The organism is Streptomyces coelicoflavus (genome assembly GCF_045041415.1).
Classification (GTDB): domain Bacteria; phylum Actinomycetota; class Actinomycetes; order Streptomycetales; family Streptomycetaceae; genus Streptomyces; species Streptomyces coelicoflavus.
The window spans coordinates 2,926,886-2,943,069 of the sequence record NZ_CP108218.1 but is presented as its reverse complement, the minus strand read 5'-3'; the positions used below and the strand labels follow the sequence as shown (position 1 = coordinate 2,943,069).

General features: G+C 68.7%; 12 protein-coding genes. 7 read left to right on the top strand and 5 right to left on the bottom strand.

The features are described from left to right. Nucleotides 1-12 precede the first annotated feature (12 nt). On the bottom strand, nt 13-849 hold the full coding sequence (locus OHA99_RS12825; protein WP_153178122.1) for a hypothetical protein: 837 nt from the start codon (nt 847-849) through the stop codon (nt 13-15). Nucleotides 850-927: 78 nt separating this feature from the next. Beyond that, on the bottom strand, nt 928-1,218 hold the full coding sequence (locus tag OHA99_RS12820) for a hypothetical protein (protein ID WP_153178121.1): 291 nt from the start codon (nt 1,216-1,218) through the stop codon (nt 928-930). Between the two features lie 308 nt (nt 1,219-1,526). On the opposite strand from OHA99_RS12820, the gene OHA99_RS12815 reads away from it, so the two are divergent. The 7 genes from OHA99_RS12815 (at nt 1,527) to OHA99_RS12785 (ending at nt 12,806) form a co-directional block, all read left to right on the top strand. Continuing rightward, nucleotides 1,527-3,818, top strand: coding sequence for an ABC transporter family substrate-binding protein (locus OHA99_RS12815; protein WP_405695783.1), 2,292 nt, complete (start codon nt 1,527-1,529; stop codon nt 3,816-3,818). 132 nt (nt 3,819-3,950) lie between these two features. After that, complete coding sequence (gene typA, locus OHA99_RS12810) at nt 3,951-5,867, top strand: translational GTPase TypA (RefSeq protein WP_153178119.1); 1,917 nt, start codon at nt 3,951-3,953, stop codon at nt 5,865-5,867. A 694-nt stretch (nt 5,868-6,561) separates the two neighbouring features. Next, nucleotides 6,562-7,596 carry an ABC transporter permease gene (locus OHA99_RS12805; RefSeq protein ID WP_153178118.1) on the top strand — a complete coding sequence of 345 codons (1,035 nt, stop codon included), beginning with the start codon at nt 6,562-6,564 and terminating at the stop codon, nt 7,594-7,596. Between the two features lie 101 nt (nt 7,597-7,697). Continuing rightward, nucleotides 7,698-9,509 carry an ABC transporter substrate-binding protein gene (locus OHA99_RS12800; protein WP_153178117.1) on the top strand — a complete coding sequence of 604 codons (1,812 nt, stop codon included), beginning with the start codon at nt 7,698-7,700 and terminating at the stop codon, nt 9,507-9,509. Between the two features lie 114 nt (nt 9,510-9,623). After that, nucleotides 9,624-10,601: an ABC transporter permease gene (locus OHA99_RS12795; RefSeq protein WP_007444491.1), complete on the top strand. Its 978-nt coding sequence runs from the start codon at nt 9,624-9,626 to the stop codon at nt 10,599-10,601. 9 nt (nt 10,602-10,610) lie between these two features. Next, a complete protein-coding gene (locus OHA99_RS12790; protein WP_282880971.1) occupies nt 10,611-11,672 on the top strand; it encodes an ABC transporter ATP-binding protein in 1,062 nt (353 codons plus the stop codon). A 12-nt stretch (nt 11,673-11,684) separates the two neighbouring features. Continuing rightward, nucleotides 11,685-12,806, top strand: a complete 1,122-nt coding sequence (locus OHA99_RS12785) for an ABC transporter ATP-binding protein (RefSeq protein WP_153178115.1) — start codon at nt 11,685-11,687, stop codon at nt 12,804-12,806. Nucleotides 12,807-12,954: 148 nt separating this feature from the next. Here the strand turns inward: OHA99_RS12785 and OHA99_RS12780 are convergent, their stop codons facing one another. From OHA99_RS12780 to OHA99_RS12770, 3 genes are all read right to left on the bottom strand, one after another. Continuing rightward, nucleotides 12,955-13,995 (bottom strand): ABC transporter ATP-binding protein, encoded by a 1,041-nt coding sequence (locus OHA99_RS12780; RefSeq protein WP_054099121.1) that lies wholly within the window; start codon nt 13,993-13,995, stop codon nt 12,955-12,957. A gap of 26 nt (nt 13,996-14,021) precedes the next feature. Further along, entirely contained in the window at nt 14,022-15,059 is a 1,038-nt protein-coding gene (locus OHA99_RS12775; protein ID WP_405695779.1) for an ABC transporter ATP-binding protein, read from the bottom strand. Between the two features lie 73 nt (nt 15,060-15,132). Next, on the bottom strand, nt 15,133-16,113 hold the full coding sequence (locus OHA99_RS12770) for an ABC transporter permease (protein ID WP_153178113.1): 981 nt from the start codon (nt 16,111-16,113) through the stop codon (nt 15,133-15,135). Between the last annotated feature and the right edge of the window lie 71 nt (nt 16,114-16,184).

The window sequence follows — 16,184 nt, the reverse complement described above, 5'->3', positions numbered from 1 at the left end:
AGGCCTCACTCATCAGAAGAAGCGCGGATCGTCGAAGGCACCGGACGCGACGAGATACACGTAGAAGTCGGCCAGCGCCACACTCACCAGCGACGCCCAGGCGAGCTGCATGTGGCGGGCGTTGAGCCGGCCGATCCACTGCCACATCCGGTAGCGCACGGGATGCCGCGAGAAATGCTTGAGCTTGCCCCCGACGATGTGCCGGCAGGAGTGGCAGGAGAGGGTGTACGCCCAGATCAGCGCGATGTTGGCGAGGAAGACCAGGGTGCCGAGCCCCATGTGGCCCCAGGCGTAGTCCTCGTCGCGGAAGGCGAGCACGGTGTCGTAGCTGAGGATGCCCGCGACCAGCAGCGCCGCGTAGAAGAAGTACCGGTGGACGTTCTGAAGGATCAGCGGGAAGCGGGTCTCGCCGGTGTACTTCTTGTGCGGCTCGGCCACCGCGCAGGCCGGCGGGGACGCCCAGAAACCCCGGTAGTAGGCCTTGCGGTAGTAGTAGCAGGTCAGGCGGAAGCCGAGCGGGAAGATCAGGATGATGATCGCGGGCGAGATGCCCCACCAGGTGCCGAAGAGTTCCCAGTTGGGCCCCGAGCGCATCGGCTCGCAGTTCTCCGCCAGACAGGGGGAGTAGAAGGGCGAGACGTACGGGGCCGCGTAGTAGTCGGCGTTCGCGAAGGCCCGCCAGGTCGAGTAGACGACGAAGGCCAGCAGGCCCGCCGCGGTGGCGGCCGGGGCCAGCCACCAGCGGTCGGTGCGCAGGTGCGGGGCGCGGATGGCGGCGCGCGTCGGGGTGTGGACGCCACCGCCCGGGGGACGGTCATCGGTGGCTGGAGGTTCGGTGCCGGTTGCCACTGGGCGACTCCGGTCGGTCGGGTCGGGTTGAGGGCGTGCCTCGAGTCCGCGGAGCAGACGGAAACGTGACGACAGGCCCTAGGGGGCGTGGCGGTCGCGGGCGCCGAGCCCCTCGTCGTCCGAGTCCGTCCACAGCGAGCCGTCGTACGGCGTGTCGGGGATCGGGACGAGGTCCGGACGCCTGGGCGCGTCCGGTGTGGCGGCCGCCGCCCGCAGCAGGGCGAGGCTCTCGCGCAGATGGTCGGCGTCGGTGCGGACCCGGCGGACCTCCAGGTCGCCGCTGCCCAGCTGCTGCTCCAGCCGGGTCACCGTCCGGGACAGCTCGTCGAGGCTGCGCTGCACGGATGACAGATCGTCGTGCACGGACAAGACGTGACCTCACTTCCGTCGGACACGGCAGGGGAGCCGCCGGGCCGGTCTCGGGGGCGACGCTCATGCGCCTGAGAGTGTCGCGCGTCACACCGGCCGCTGGGAAGGGATGTGCAGCGATTGGCCGGGGCGCGTCGGTGCACCGCGGGTGGCGTTGCGCCGGACGGGTGAGCTTACGCAGCGTCGTCGCCGTGTCTCCCGGCGTCGCCGAACCGTTTCCCCTTCAGTGGCCGCATCCCCGTCCGGATACAAATGATCAACTTGAATACCGCAAATACCGCAAACGCGGCCTTCCGGAGGTAGCAGAGATGTCCCACGTCGGCGTCGGACCGCGCGCGGTGATGCGCTCGGTCGCCTTCCTCACCGCGGGTGTCCTCGCGGTCCCCGCGCTGGCCGGCTGCACCTCCGAGGACCCGTCCGGCAAGCCGCTCGCCGAACAGGACGTCGCCGCCGCGGCCCGCGCCCGGATCGCCGACGGCGGCACCCTGCGCTGGGCCGTGGACTCCGTGCCGGACACGCTGAACGCCTTCCAGTCGGACGCCGACGCCACCACGACCCGTGTCGCGCAGGCCGTGCTGCCCTCGATGTACCGGATGGACGAGACCGGCAGCCCGGTGCGCAACGCCGACTACCTGGAGTCGGCCGAGGTCGTCGACACCGAGCCCAAGCAGGTCGTGGTCTACAAGCTGAACCAGCAGGCCGTCTGGAGCGACGGCCGGGAGATCGGCGCCGCGGACTTCGCCGCCCAGTGGCGCGCGCTGTCCGGCAAGGACAGCGCCTACTGGACCGCCCGCAACGCCGGCTACGACCGCATCCAGAAGATCGAACGCGGGGCGAACGACCTGGAGGTGAAGGTCACCTTCAGCAGGCCCTACGCCGACTGGAAGGCCCTGTTCTCGCCGCTGTACCCGAAGGACGTCATGGGCACCCCCGACGCCTTCAACGACGGCGCGCGGCGGTCGCTCGAGGTCACCGCGGGGCCCTTCGCGGTCAAGAAGGTCGACACCAAGAGCGACCAGGTCGTCCTCACCGGCAACCCGCGCTGGTGGGGCGAACCGGCCAAGCTGGACAAGATCGTGCTGCGCGCTGTGCCCCGCGACGAGCGCGTCTCCGAGCTGGTCGCCGGCGAGCTCGACCTCGCGGAGATCGACCCGGAGACCGCCGACGAGGTCACCCTGGCCGGGGCGCCCCGGGACCCGGCCACCGGCACGCCGCTCATGGGCCCGGAGGCCTCCCCGGCGCCCGGCCCGCAGGGCAGGTCCGCCGCCGAGGCGCTGCGCTCCTGGGCCGTCGCCCACGGCTCCGACGAGGACGCCGCCGAGGAGGAGATCCTCGCCCGCGAGGAGCGCCGCGAGGCGGCGGCGAAGGAACGGCGCCGGCAGAAGGCGCTGAGCGGCTTCGAGGTCCGCAAGTCGCTGGAGCCCGCCTACACCCAGCTCGCCCTCAACGGCTCCGACGGCCCCCTCGCCGACGAACGCGTCCGCAGGGCCGTGGCCCGCGCCCTGGACCGCGAGAAGCTGGCCGAGGCGGTGCTGAAGCCGCTCGGCCTGCCCGCCGAGCCCGTCGGCAGCCACCTCGCCCTGTCCGGCCAGCCCGCCTACGCCGACGGCAGCGGCGCACTGGGGCAGCAGAACGCCAAGGAGGCCCGGGCCCTGCTCGCGGACGCCGGGTGGGTGTCCGGCGGCCCGGTGAAGAAGGCCGACGAGGGGGAGAAGGCGGCCGGCGCCGAGAAAGACGAGAAGGGGGACAAGGGCGACAAGGACGAGAAGAAGTCCGACGGCGACGACGGCACGTACATCGTCGGCGAGGACAACAAGAACGGCGGGAGCGGCGACGGCGGGAACGACGACGCCAAGGACGGCGCCGACCGGGAGAGCGGCGAGAAGCTGAGCAGCGGCAAGAACACCGCGCAGGGCGGCGCCCCCGGCGCCTACGCCCCCAAGGGCACCGCGGCCCCGGCCGGCTCGGCGGCGGCCCCGCTGGCCAAGGACGGCAAGGCGCTCACCCTGCGCTTCGTGCTCCCCTCGGGCCCCGGCTCCGAGGCCCTGCGCACCGTGGCCGACCGCATCACGGACATGCTGAAGGAGATCGGCATCGGCACCGAGATCACCAAGGTGCCGGACGAGAGCTACTTCAAGGACCACATCGCCGCCGGCGAGTACGACCTGGCGCTCTACTCCTGGCCCGCCTCCGCCTTCCCGGCCACCGACGCCCGCCCCATCTACGCCAAGCCCGTCCCGGCCGCCGACGGCTCCCTGAACGTCGCGCAGAACTACACCCGGGTCGGCACCGACCAGGTCGACCAGCTCTTCGACCGGGCCATGACCACGCTGGACCAGAAGGAGGCCCGGGACCTGCTGCGCAAGGCGGACTCGCGGATCTGGGCGGCGGCCGGCTCCATCCCGCTCTACCAGCGCCCCCAGCTGACGGTGGCCCGCGAGAACCTCGCCAACGCGGGGGCCTTCGGCTTCGAGACGCCGGTCTACCAGGACATGGGCTACCTCAAGAAGGGCGCCCAGGGCTCCCGGCCCTCCGCCCCGGCCGGGTCCTCCGCGTCACCCTCCGCGTCGTCCTCCCCGTCGTCCTCTTCGGGGTCCTGAACCCTCCCGGCAAGCCGCAGTCTCCGGAGCCCCGTACCATTGGGTGAGGCCGTGGCATGTACCGCCCGGCAGGCCCGCGTGACACGGACGTCCGCGACGGCCGTCCTCACACCCTCCGGGAGTACGCCTCATATGACCGCGTCCACAACGCGTCACGACATCCGCAACGTCGCCATCGTTGCCCACGTCGACCACGGCAAGACCACGATCGTCGACGGCATGCTCAAGCAGGCCGGTGCCTTCGCCGCGCACCAGCTCGAAGGCGTCGACGACCGCATGATGGACTCGAACGACCTGGAGCGTGAGAAGGGCATCACGATCCTCGCCAAGAACACGGCGGTGAAGTACCACCCGAAGGATGGCGGCGACGTCATCACCATCAACATCATCGACACCCCCGGTCACGCCGACTTCGGCGGCGAGGTCGAGCGCGGTCTGTCGATGGTCGACGGCGTGGTGCTGCTCGTGGACGCCTCCGAGGGCCCGCTGCCGCAGACCCGGTTCGTGCTGCGCAAGGCGCTCAGCCAGCGGCTGCCGATCATCCTCTGCATCAACAAGACGGACCGCCCGGACGCCCGGATCGACGAGGTGGTCAACGAGACCTACGACCTCTTCCTCGACCTGGACGCCGACGAGGAGCAGATCGAGTTCCCGATCGTCTACGCCTGCGGCCGGGACGGCGTCGCCTCCCTCACCAAGCCCGACGACGGCACGGTCCCGAGCGACTCCACCAGCCTGGAGCCGTTCTTCTCGACGATCCTGGACCACATCCCGGCGCCGACCTACGACGAGGAGGCCCCGCTCCAGGCCCACGTCACCAACCTGGACGCCGACAACTTCCTCGGCCGCATCGCGCTGCTGCGCGTGCACCAGGGCGAGCTGAAGAAGGGCCAGACCGTCGCCTGGATGAAGCGCGACGGCTCCGTGCAGAACGTGCGGATCTCCGAGCTGATGATGACCGAGGCGCTCACCCGCAAGCCCGCCGAGAAGGCCGGCCCCGGTGACATCTGCGCGGTCGCCGGCATCCCGGACATCATGATCGGCGAGACCCTGGCCGACGTGGAGAACCCGGTCCCGCTGCCGCTGATCACGGTGGACGAGCCCGCGATCTCGATGACCATCGGCACCAACACCTCCCCGCTGGTCGGCCGCGGCGCCACCGGCAAGGGCGCCGACAACAAGGCGGTCGTCAAGGACCGCAAGGTGACCGCCCGCCAGGTCAAGGACCGCCTGGACCGCGAGCTGATCGGCAACGTCTCGCTCCGCGTCCTGGACACCGAGCGCCCGGACGCCTGGGAGGTGCAGGGCCGCGGCGAGCTGGCGCTGGCCATCCTGGTCGAGCAGATGCGCCGCGAGGGCTTCGAGCTGACCATCGGCAAGCCGCAGGTCGTCACCAAGGAGGTCGAGGGCAAGACGTACGAGCCCGTCGAGCGCATGACGATCGACGTGCCCGAGGAGCACATGGGCGCCGTCACGCAGCTCATGGGCGTGCGCAAGGGCCGGATGGACAACATGTCCAACCACGGCTCCGGCTGGGTCCGCATGGAGTTCGTGGTGCCCTCGCGCGGCCTGATCGGATTCCGGACGGAGTTCCTCACCCAGACCCGCGGCACCGGCATCGCCCACTCCATCCACGAGGGCCACGAGCCCTGGTTCGGCACCCTGACGACCCGTAACAACGGCTCGCTGGTCGCCGACCGCTCCGGCGCCGTCACGGCGTTCGCGATGACGAATCTCCAGGAGCGTGGCGTGCTCTTCACGGACCCCGGCACCGAGGTGTACGAGGGCATGATCGTCGGCGAGAACTCCCGCGCCGACGACATGGACGTGAACATCACCAAGGAGAAGAAGCTCACGAACATGCGGTCGTCCTCGGCCGACTCGTTCGAGGCGATCGTCCCGCCGCGCAAGCTCTCCCTGGAGCAGTCCCTGGAGTTCTGCCGCGACGACGAGTGCGTCGAGGTGACCCCGGAGGCCGTTCGCATCCGCAAGGTGAACCTGGACGCCCGCGAGCGCGCCCGCGCCGCGAGCCGCGCCAAGCACGGCTGACCCGCCTGCCGCGCCGGCGGCACGCAGCGGAGCCCGGGTGCCCCCATCATGGGGGCACCCGGGCTTTTTTCAACCGGTTTTCCGAGCGCCGGACACCCCTCTGTGGCCTCCTGAGCGCCCCCTTGTGTCCGAAACGCGGAGATCGACGCCCGATAGCCATGTAACACGTCCGTTTCGCGGTCTTCTCGTCCCGAACGGTTTGTCCAGATTTTGGAAGATCTACCCCGCAGCCGTGACTGAATTGAGATTTAAAGACGGTGGTCGGTTCTTCTGCTCATGGCAGATAGTTAGCCGCGTAACGCTCGGGTCAATGGGTCAAGGCGCTGTGGGGACAGTGCCCGACTCACGAGCACCAGGGGGTGACTGAGCTTCCGTCAGGGGTGTCGGAAGCCAGACGCACGCCCCCTCCTGTCGGTGAACACGTGGAGTCATGAGGAGGAGTCCCATGCGAGGTGTCACGAACACCAGGTGGGTCACACGGTCCGTCGCCCGCATCTGTGCACCGTCGGACGGCGACCGACTCTGAGGAGCGGGCCGGCCGCTGAAGTCCGGGCATCCGGCTACGCGCGTCCGGCTGCGGGTTTCCGGTGTCTTCCGGGACGTCCCGACGCTTCTTCATGATCCGTTCCGCGATGGCGCACACCCTGCGCCCGTCGCCGGTCCGGCACACCCACACCTGTGAAATGGGCGAATTGTGACAAGTCCGATCGACATTGAGGACGGCGGAACGGCAGCCGTCGCAGCCGACGCTCCGGAGCCCGTCAAGACGGAGGAGGCGAAGAGCCACGAAGGCCGCTCACCCGGGCAGCTGATGTGGCTCCGCTTCAAACGCGACCGCACCGGAGTCGTCTCCGCCTGCGTCGTGCTCCTCTACTTCGTCGTCTCCGCACTGGCGCCGCTCATCGCCAAGGTGTACGGGAAGAACCCCTACACGCTGTACGCCCGGGAGCCCGATCACCCCTTCCTCCTGGACGACTTCGCGATGCCCACCGGTTCCTTCGGCGGCATGTCGGGCGACTTCTGGTTCGGCGTCGAACCCAAGCTGGGCCGCGACGTGTTCACCATGCTGCTGTACGGCATGCGCACCTCCCTCTACATGGCCGTGCTCGTCACCACGCTCTGCGTCGTCACCGGCGTGCTCATCGGGATGGTCAGCGGCTTCTTCGGCGGCCGGGTCGACTACTGGCTGGGCCGGGTCACCGACTTCTTCCTGGCCTTCCCGCAGCAGCTGTTCTTCATCGCCTTCATGCCCGTCGTGACCGCGATGTTCGTCTCCCCGCAGGACGAGACCCCCACCTACCTCAGGGTCGTGGCCATCACCCTGGTGATGTGGTTCCTCGGCTGGATGGGCCTGGCCCGTCTGGTGCGCGGCTCGGTACTGACGCTGCGGGAGCGGGAGTTCGTGGAGGCGGCCAAGGTGTCCGGGGCCTCTCCCTGGCGCATCGTGCGCAAGGAGATCCTGCCGAACATCGTCACACCGATCCTGGTGCAGGCCACCTACATCCTCCCGAGCACGATCCTGTCCATCGCCTTCCTGTCGTACATCGGCGTGGGCTTCGTCGAACCGACCCCGGACTGGGGCCGCATGTTCGCCATCGGTGCCGACGTGTACGAGCAGGACCCGATGTTCATGTTCTTCCCAGGAGTGGCGCTGGTCGTCTTCGTCCTCTCCTTCAACCTTCTCGGCGACTCCGTCCGGGACGCATTCGACCCCAAGACCGGACGGTAACCGTCCATTGGTGGGTGGGGGAGCTGCCACCCCCGTGCCGGGCTTCCGGACCGTCAGGCAGCACTCGTGGACAACTCTCGACAGGCAGGTGGATCGGCACTATGAAGCCCATCAGAACCCGCACCACGCGCACCACGCGCGCCATAGCCGTGGCCATCGTGGCCGGCGCGCTGGTGCTGACCGGCTGCTCCGGCGACAACGACGGCGGCGGCAAGGGCAAGAGCGACGCCAAGAACCAGAAGGACGCCGCCGAGCAGCAGGACCCGGTGGCCTACGGCGACGCCGCGGCCTCCAACGGCCCGGCCGAGGAGGTCCCCGGGGCGAAGCCCGGCGGCTTCATCAACGTCTACATGCAGTCGGACCTGACCCACATGGACCCGGGCCAGATCTACGTCAGCGACGCCGGCCAGTTCGCCAACCTGATCCACCGCGGCCTGACCAACTACCAGGAGGACGAGCAGGGCAACCTGACCGTCGTCGGCGACATCGCCACCGACTCCGGCCAGTCGTCCGACGGCGGCAAGACCTGGACGTACAAGCTCAAGGACAACATCAAGGACGACCAGGGCAACGCCATCACCTCGGCGGACGTCCGGCACAGCATCGAGCGCCTGTACTCGAAGGTGATCTTCGACGGCCCGACGTACATCCAGTCCTGGCTCTCCGGCAACGACTACCGCAAGGCGCTGCCGGACGGCCCGTACAAGGGCAAGCACCTGCCGGACTCGGTGCTGGAGACCCCGGACGACAAGACGGTCGTCTTCCACTTCTCCCAGCCGCGCCCGGACCTCCCGCAGGCCCTCGCCATGGCCGGCTACGCCGTCGTGCCCGAGAAGCGGGACACGAAGGAGAAGTACGACGACGCCCCCGCGGCCCTCGGCCCCTACAAGATCGCCGAGTACAAGCCCGGCAAGTCCATGAAGCTGGTCAAGAACGACCAGTGGGACCCGAAGACGGACTCGGTGCGCCACCAGTACGTCGACGGCTACAACTTCACCAGCACCATCGACCAGGCCAGCCAGACCAAGCGGCTCATCGCCGACCAGGGCGAGGCCAAGAACGCCATCCAGTTCACCGACCCGGTCGACTCGGCGCAGATGTCGACGGTCGTCAGCGACCCGGCGACGAAGAAACGTACCATCGCGGGCTACCAGGTCTACGTCTGGCAGATGAGCTTCAACCTGGACCGTCTGAAGGACAAGAAGGTCCGCGACGCGATCACCTACGCGATCCCGAACCAGTCCATGGTCCAGGCGGACGGCGGCCGCTACGGCGGCGAGGTCGCCGGCGGCCTGCTCGCGCCGACCCTGCCGAACTTCGACCCGAAGTACGACCCGTTCGGCAAGCTGAAGAAGCCCAACGGCGACCCGGAGAAGGCCAAGGCGCTGCTCAAGGAGGCGGGTGTCAAGGAGGGCACGAAGCTCACCTACGCCTACTCCAACACCCCGCGCGGCCAGGCCCAGATGCTCATCATCAAGGACGCCCTGGCGAAGATCGGCTTCGACGTCCAGGCCAAGGAGATCGACCGGGCGAGCTTCTACGAGCAGGTCGGCAAGCTGGACAACCCGTACGACCTCTACATGACCGGCTGGGGCCAGGACTGGCCCAACGCGTCCACGGTCATCACCCCGGTCTACGACGGTGAACTGGTCGCCGACGGCGGGTCCAACTACTCGCACATCGACGACGCGCAGGTCAACGCGCTGATCAAGAAGGCCCTGACGCAGGAGCCCGAGGAGGCGGCCAAGACCTGGGAGAAGGCCCACCACCGCATCGTGGAGGACATCAACCCGGCGGCCCCGGTCTACTACTCGAAGCAGCTCCAGCTCTACGGGTCGAACATCGGCGGTGCCCGGTACAGCAACGAGTCGAGCTACATCGACATCAACGACCTGTACCTGAAGCAGCCGTAGCCCGCCGGCCCGGCTGACCGCGGGGGTGCGCGCCAAGCGGAGCGCGACGGAGCGCACCCCCGCGGAGGTCCTCCTCACCTGCCGCCGCGTTCCCGAAGAGAGCATCCACCTGCCATGCTTCAGTTCCTCGTTCGCAGGTTGATCGGCGCATGCGTGATCATCTTCCTGATCGGCGCCTTCACCTTCTTCCTGTTCTACACGATCCCCCAGGACTTCGCCGAGCTGTCCTGCGGCAGAAACTGCACCCCGCAGAACATCGCGGTGATCCGCGAGAACCTCGGCCTCGACAAGCCCATCACCTCCCAGTTCTGGGAATTCATGGCGGGCATCGTGAACGGCCGGGACTTCACCCAGGGACACTGCTCCGCGCCGTGTCTGGGGGTGTCCTTCGACACCGGAGAGTTCGTCTGGGACTCGATCCTGGACCGCTTCCCGCTGACGCTCTCCCTGACCCTCGGCGGCCTGGTCATCTTCCTGTTCCTGGGTCTCGGCTCGGGTCTGCTGGCCGCCTGGAAGCGCGGCACCGTCGTGGACAAGGCCGTCAGCGGTGCCTCGATCGTCCTCAGCTCGTTCCAGATCTACTTCCTCGGCCCGATCGTCCTCGGCATCTTCGTGTACCAGTCGGGGATCATGGACAACCCGAAGTACGAGCCGTTCACGGAGAATCCGATCGCCTGGATGGTCGGCATGATCATCCCCTGGTGCGTGATGGCCACCATCTTCACCGCCCAGTACACCCGTATGGCGCGCTCGACCATGATCGAACAGCTCCAGGAGGAGCACGTCCGCACCGCCCGGGCCAAGGGCATGAAGCAGCGCTACGTCTTCTTCCGCTACGCCTGGCGCGGTTCGCTGATCCCGATCGTCACCATCCTCGGCGTGGACCTCAGCGCGCTGCTGTCCGGGGCGGTGGTCACGGAGTTCACCTTCGACCTCGCCGGCATCGGCCGGCTCGCGGTCGACTCGTCGCTGACCAAGGACCTGCCGGTGACGATGGGCGTCATGCTGTTCGGGGCCTTCTTCATCCTGCTCCTGAACATCGTCGTGGACCTCGCCTACGCCTACATCGACCCGCGCGTGCGGCTCAGCTAGGAGAACTCCGTGAGTACTTCGACCAAGACCGAAGGCGCCGCGGCCCCGACCGGGCCCGAGTCCTTCTTCTCGGTCCGCGACCTCCGGGTGCGGTTCTCCACCGAGGACGGCGTCGTCAAGGCGGTCGACGGCCTGTCCTTCGACGTCGAACGCGGCCGGACCCTCGGCATCGTGGGGGAGTCGGGCTCCGGCAAGTCCGTCACGAACCTCACCGTGCTCGGCCTGCACAACCCCAAGACGACCACGGTCGACGGCGAGATCGTCCTCGACGGCAAGGAACTGGTCACGGCGACCGAGAAGGAGCTGGAGAAGCTCCGCGGCAACAAGGTCGCCATGATCTTCCAGGACCCCCTGACCGCGCTGTCGCCCTACTACACGGTGGGCCGGCAGATCGCCGAGCCGTACATGAAGCACACCGGCGCCTCCAAGAAGGAGGCGCGGGCACGGGCGATCGAGATGCTGACCAAGGTCGGCATCCCGCAGCCCAAGTCACGGGTGGACGACTACCCGCACCAGTTCTCCGGCGGCATGCGCCAGCGCGCGATGATCGCCATGGCGCTGATCTGCGACCCCGACCTGCTGATCGCCGACGAGCCGACCACCGCCCTGGACGTCACCGTCCAGGCGCAGATCCTGGACCTGCTCAAGGACCTCCAGCAGGAGTTCGGCTCGGCCATCGTCTTCATCACCCACGACCTAGGCGTCATCTCCGACATGGCCGACGACCTGCTCGTGATGTACGCGGGACGGGCCGTGGAGCGCGGCAGCGCCGCCGAGGTGCTGCGCAGCCCGCGGCACCCCTACACCTGGGGCCTGCTCAGCTCGATGCCGCGCCTCGGCGGCAGCCTCGACCAGCCGCTCAGCCCGATCCCGGGCTCGCCGCCCAGCATGCTCAACCCGCCGTCCGGCTGCCCCTTCCACCCGCGCTGCGCGTTCACGGACGAGGTGGGCGGAGACCGGTGCGCCACCGAGCGTCCGCCGCTCGGCGAGGGACGCGCCGCGGCCTGCCACCTGACGGCGGAGCAGAAGCAGACCCTCTTCATCGACAAGATCCAGCCCCGGCTGCGTTAGGGAGACCGAGACATGAGCGACGACGTCACGCTTCCCGCGCAGCAGGGCTCCGCCACCGCCTCCGCCCCGTCCGAGGTGCTGCTGAAGGTCGCGGGCCTGACCAAGCACTTCCCGGTCTACGGCGGCTTCCCGATCAAACGCAAGGTCGGCGCCGTCCAGGCCGTGGACGACGTCGACCTGACCGTCGGCGCCGGCGAGAGCGTCGGCCTGGTGGGCGAGTCCGGCTGCGGCAAGTCCACCACCGGCCGGCTCATCACCCGGCTGATGGAACCGACCGGTGGGAGGATCGAGTACGCGGGCCGGGACATCACCCACGCCTCACGCAGGCAGCTCGCGCCCGTCCGGTCCGAGATCCAGATGATCTTCCAGGACCCGTACTCCTCGCTGAACCCCCGGCAGACCGTCGGCACGATCATCAAGTCGCCCATGGAGGTCAACGGGATCAGCCCCAAGGGCGGCCGGGACACGAAGGTCCGCGAGCTGCTCGAACTGGTGGGTCTCAACCCCGAGCACTTCAACCGCTTCCCGCACGAGTTCTCCGGCGGCCAGCGCCAGCGCATCGGCGTCGCCCGCGCCCTGGCCCTCAACCCGAAGCTGATCGTGGCCGACGAGCCGGTTTCCGCGCTCGACGTGTCCATCCAGGCACAGGTCGTCAACCTGCTCCAGAAGGTGCAGCAGGAACTCGGCATCGCGTTCCTCTTCATCGCCCACGACCTCGCCGTCGTACGGCACTTCTCGCAGCGCGTCGCGGTGATGTACCTCGGCAAGGTGGTCGAGGTCGGCGACCGGGTCTCCATCTACAGCAGGCCCCGGCACCCCTACACCCACGCCCTGCTGTCGGCGGTCCCCGAGGTGTCGACGATCGACGAGCCGGAGGACCGCGAGCGCATCCGTCTCGCCGGCGACGTCCCCTCGCCGATCCTGCCGCCCTCCGGCTGCCGCTTCCGCACCCGCTGCTGGAAGGCGCAGGACAAGTGCGCCAGCGAGGTGCCGCCCCTGGTCCGCATCGACGGCAACCACGAGGGCCACCTGACCGCCTGCCACTTTCCGGAGCAGCCGACGACCGCCGCCCGCGACGAGGACATCGTCCTGGACCCGGCGCTGACCGCGCTGGAGGACACCGGGAAGGACTGAACCCGGCACCGCGGAGAAGACAGACCGAGGGCCCGCGCCTGGGGAGGCGCGGGCCCTCGGTTTCCCTGGAAGCGGACGGATCCGGGCTCGGGTCAATGGGCCTTGGACGGTCCCTTCCGTGGGCGGTGCCGACAGAAAAGGGGTGTTGTCAGGCAGCCGCCCCGGGGCTCTTGGTGAGACGGGGCGAGGCCACGTCGTCCGTCTCGGGGTAGTGACAGGCGGTCAGGTGACCGGCCTTGTTGCCCTCCACCTGGACCAGCGGCGGGGCCTCGGACGCGCACTTCTCCGTCGCCTTCCAGCAGCGGGTGCGGAAGCGGCAGCCCGAGGGCGGGTTGATCGGCGAGGGCACGTCGCCGACGAGCCGGATGCGCTCGCGGGGCGTGTCCTCCACCGTGGCCTCGGGCACGGCGGAGAGCAGGGCGCGCGTGTAGGGGTGACGCGGGTTCTCGTACAGGTCGTCGCGGTCGGCGATCTCCATGATCTTACCCAGGTACATGACCGCGACGCGCTGCGAGAAGTGCCGTACGACGGCCAGGTCGTGGGCGATGAAGACGAACGCGATGCCCAGTTCCCGCTGCACCTTCTGGAGCAGGTTGACGACCTGTGCCTGGATGGACACGTCGAGCGCGGAGACCGGCTCGTCGGCCACGATCAGCTTCGGCTCCAGGGCCAGGGCGCGGGCGACGCCGATGCGCTGGCGCTGGCCGCCGGAGAACTCGTGCGGGAAGCGGTTGAAGTGCTCGGGGTTGAGACCCACGATCTCCAGCAGCTCGCGCACGCGGTTCTCGCGGCCGCCGGCCGGGTTGATGTTGTTGATCTCCATCGGACCCGCGATGATCTTGCCGACGGTCTGGCGCGGGTTGAGGGACGCGTACGGGTCCTGGAAGATCATCTGGATCTCGGACCTGATCGGCGCGAGCGCCCTGCGTCCCGCGTGCGTGATGTCCTGGCCCTGGTAGACGACCTTGCCGCCGGTGGGCTCCAGCAGGCGGGTGATCAGCCGGCCGGTGGTCGACTTGCCGCACCCGGACTCGCCGACCAGACCCAGGCTCTCGCCCGCGCCCACCGTGAAGTCGAGGCCGTCCACGGCCCGGACCGCACCGACCGTGCGGGAGATCGGGAAACCGCCCTTGATCGGGAAGTGCTTGGTCAGGCCGCTGACGTCCAGGAGCGTTTCCGCGTTGCTCATGATGGTGAAGTCCTGTCTCTTGTACGTCAGTTGTGCCGCGAGGCGATGGAGTCGGCGAACAGCTCCCTGCGCTGCTCCTTGGGAAGGTGGCAGGCGGACCCGCGGCCGTCGAGCACCGCGAGCACCGGCTGCTCGGAGGAGCACAGCCCGCCCTCGACCTTCTCGACGAAGGCGCACCGCGGGTGGAACCGGCAGCCCGTGGGCGGGTTGAGCAGCGAGGGGGGCGAGCCCGGAATCGGCTCCAGCGGCACGTCGACCGGCCCGTCCAGGCTCGGCATCGAGCTCATCAGGCCCAGCGTGTAGGGGTGCTGCGGGTCGCGCAGCACCTCCTCCTTCGTCCCCCGCTCCACGCACCGGCCGCCGTACATCACCAGGACGTCGTCCGCGATGTCGGCGATGACGCCGAGGTCGTGGGTGATGAAGACGATGGCCGTGCCGAACTCCTGCTGGAGGTCCTTGAGCAGGTCCATGATCTGCGCCTGGACCGTCACGTCCAGGGCCGTGGTCGGCTCGTCCGCGATGAGCAGCTCGGGGTCGCAGACCAGGGCCATCGCGATCATCGCGCGCTGGCGCATGCCGCCGGAGAACTGGTGCGGGTAGTCGTCCACCCGCATCTCCGGCTGCGGGATGCCCACCCGGCGCAGCATCTCGATCGCCCGCACACGCGCCTCCTTCTTGGAGGCGCCGGTGTGCTTGCGGTACGTCTCGCCGATCTGCTTGCCGATGGTGTGGTACGGCGACAGCGAGGCCAGCGCGTCCTGGAAGATCATGGCCATCTTGTTGCCGCGCAGCCGCTCCAGCTCCCGCTCGGTCGCGGTGAGCAGGTCCTTGTCGTCGAGGAGGATCTCGCCCTCGATCGAGGTGTGGTCCCGGTCGTGCAGGCCCAGGATCGTCAGGTTGGTGACCGACTTGCCCGAGCCCGACTCGCCGACGATGCCGAGCGTCTTGCCCTTGGCGAGATCGAAGGAGAGCCCGTCGACGGCCTTGACGATGCCGTCCTCGGTGGAGAAGTGGACCTTCAAGTCCCTGACGGAGAGGAAGGGCTGCTGTTCGGTGCTCGTCACGGGGACGCTCCAGGAGATGATGCGGGGGGTAGCGGGGTGGGGCGGTTAGAGAGGCGACTGTGGCGGGCGCAGGTCAGGCGAGCCGGATCCGCGGGTCGATGAGGGCGTAGACCGCGTCGACGACGATGTTGAAGAGCACGATGGCGCCGGCCGCCAGCACGGTGACGCCGAGCAGCATGGGCAGGTCGCTCTTGTTCACGGAGTCGATCGCGAGCCGGCCGATGCCCTGGAGGCTGAAGGTCGTCTCGGTGATGATGGCGCCGCCGATCAGGACACCGAGGTCGACACCGAAGATGGTGACGATCGGGCCCATCGCACCGCGCCAGGCGAAGCGGAAGAAGACGTTGCGCTTCGACAGGCCCTTGGCCCGCGCGGTGCGCACGTAGTCCTCGCTGAGCTGCTCCACCATCTGGGAGCGCGTCATACGGGTGTAGTTGGCGGTGAAGATGATCGACAGCACCAGCCAGGGCAGCAGCAGACCGGACACCCAGGCGACCGGGTCCTCGGTCAGTGGCGTGTACGACGGCTGGCTGAGGACGCCGAGCTCACCGACCAGGAAGAACATGGCGATGTAGCCGACGAAGTAGATCTGCAGCGAGGAGCCGAGCAGCGACACGGAACTGGCGAACTTGTCCAGGAACTTGCCCTGCTTCGAGGCCGCGAGCATGCCGGCGCCGATGCCGATGATCAGGAAGAAGATGGCCGCACCGAAGGCGAGCGACAGGGTCAGCGGCAGCCGGTCCATGATCGTGCCGAAGACGGGCTGGCTGTTGGCGAACGAGTAGCCGAGGCACGGCGCTTCGCAGTTGCCGTAACCGGCGTAGTCGCGGCCCGCGAAGATGCCGGCGAGCCAGTGCCAGTACTGCATGACGATCGACTCGTCGATGCCCAGGTTCTTCCGGATCTGCTCAAGGTTCTCCGGCGTGCAGTTCTTGCCGCAGGACATCATGGCGGGGTCGCGCGGCACGGCGTAGAAGAGCCAGAAGGTGATGGCGCTGATGATCAACAGGATGACCAACGCGCCGAAGACTCGGCGGACTAGGAAGCGGAACATGGGGCGTGACTTTCCGGACGGGGCGCCGTCGCCGGGGTGAGAGGGGGGTGGGCCTCAGGGGGGCGGCCATA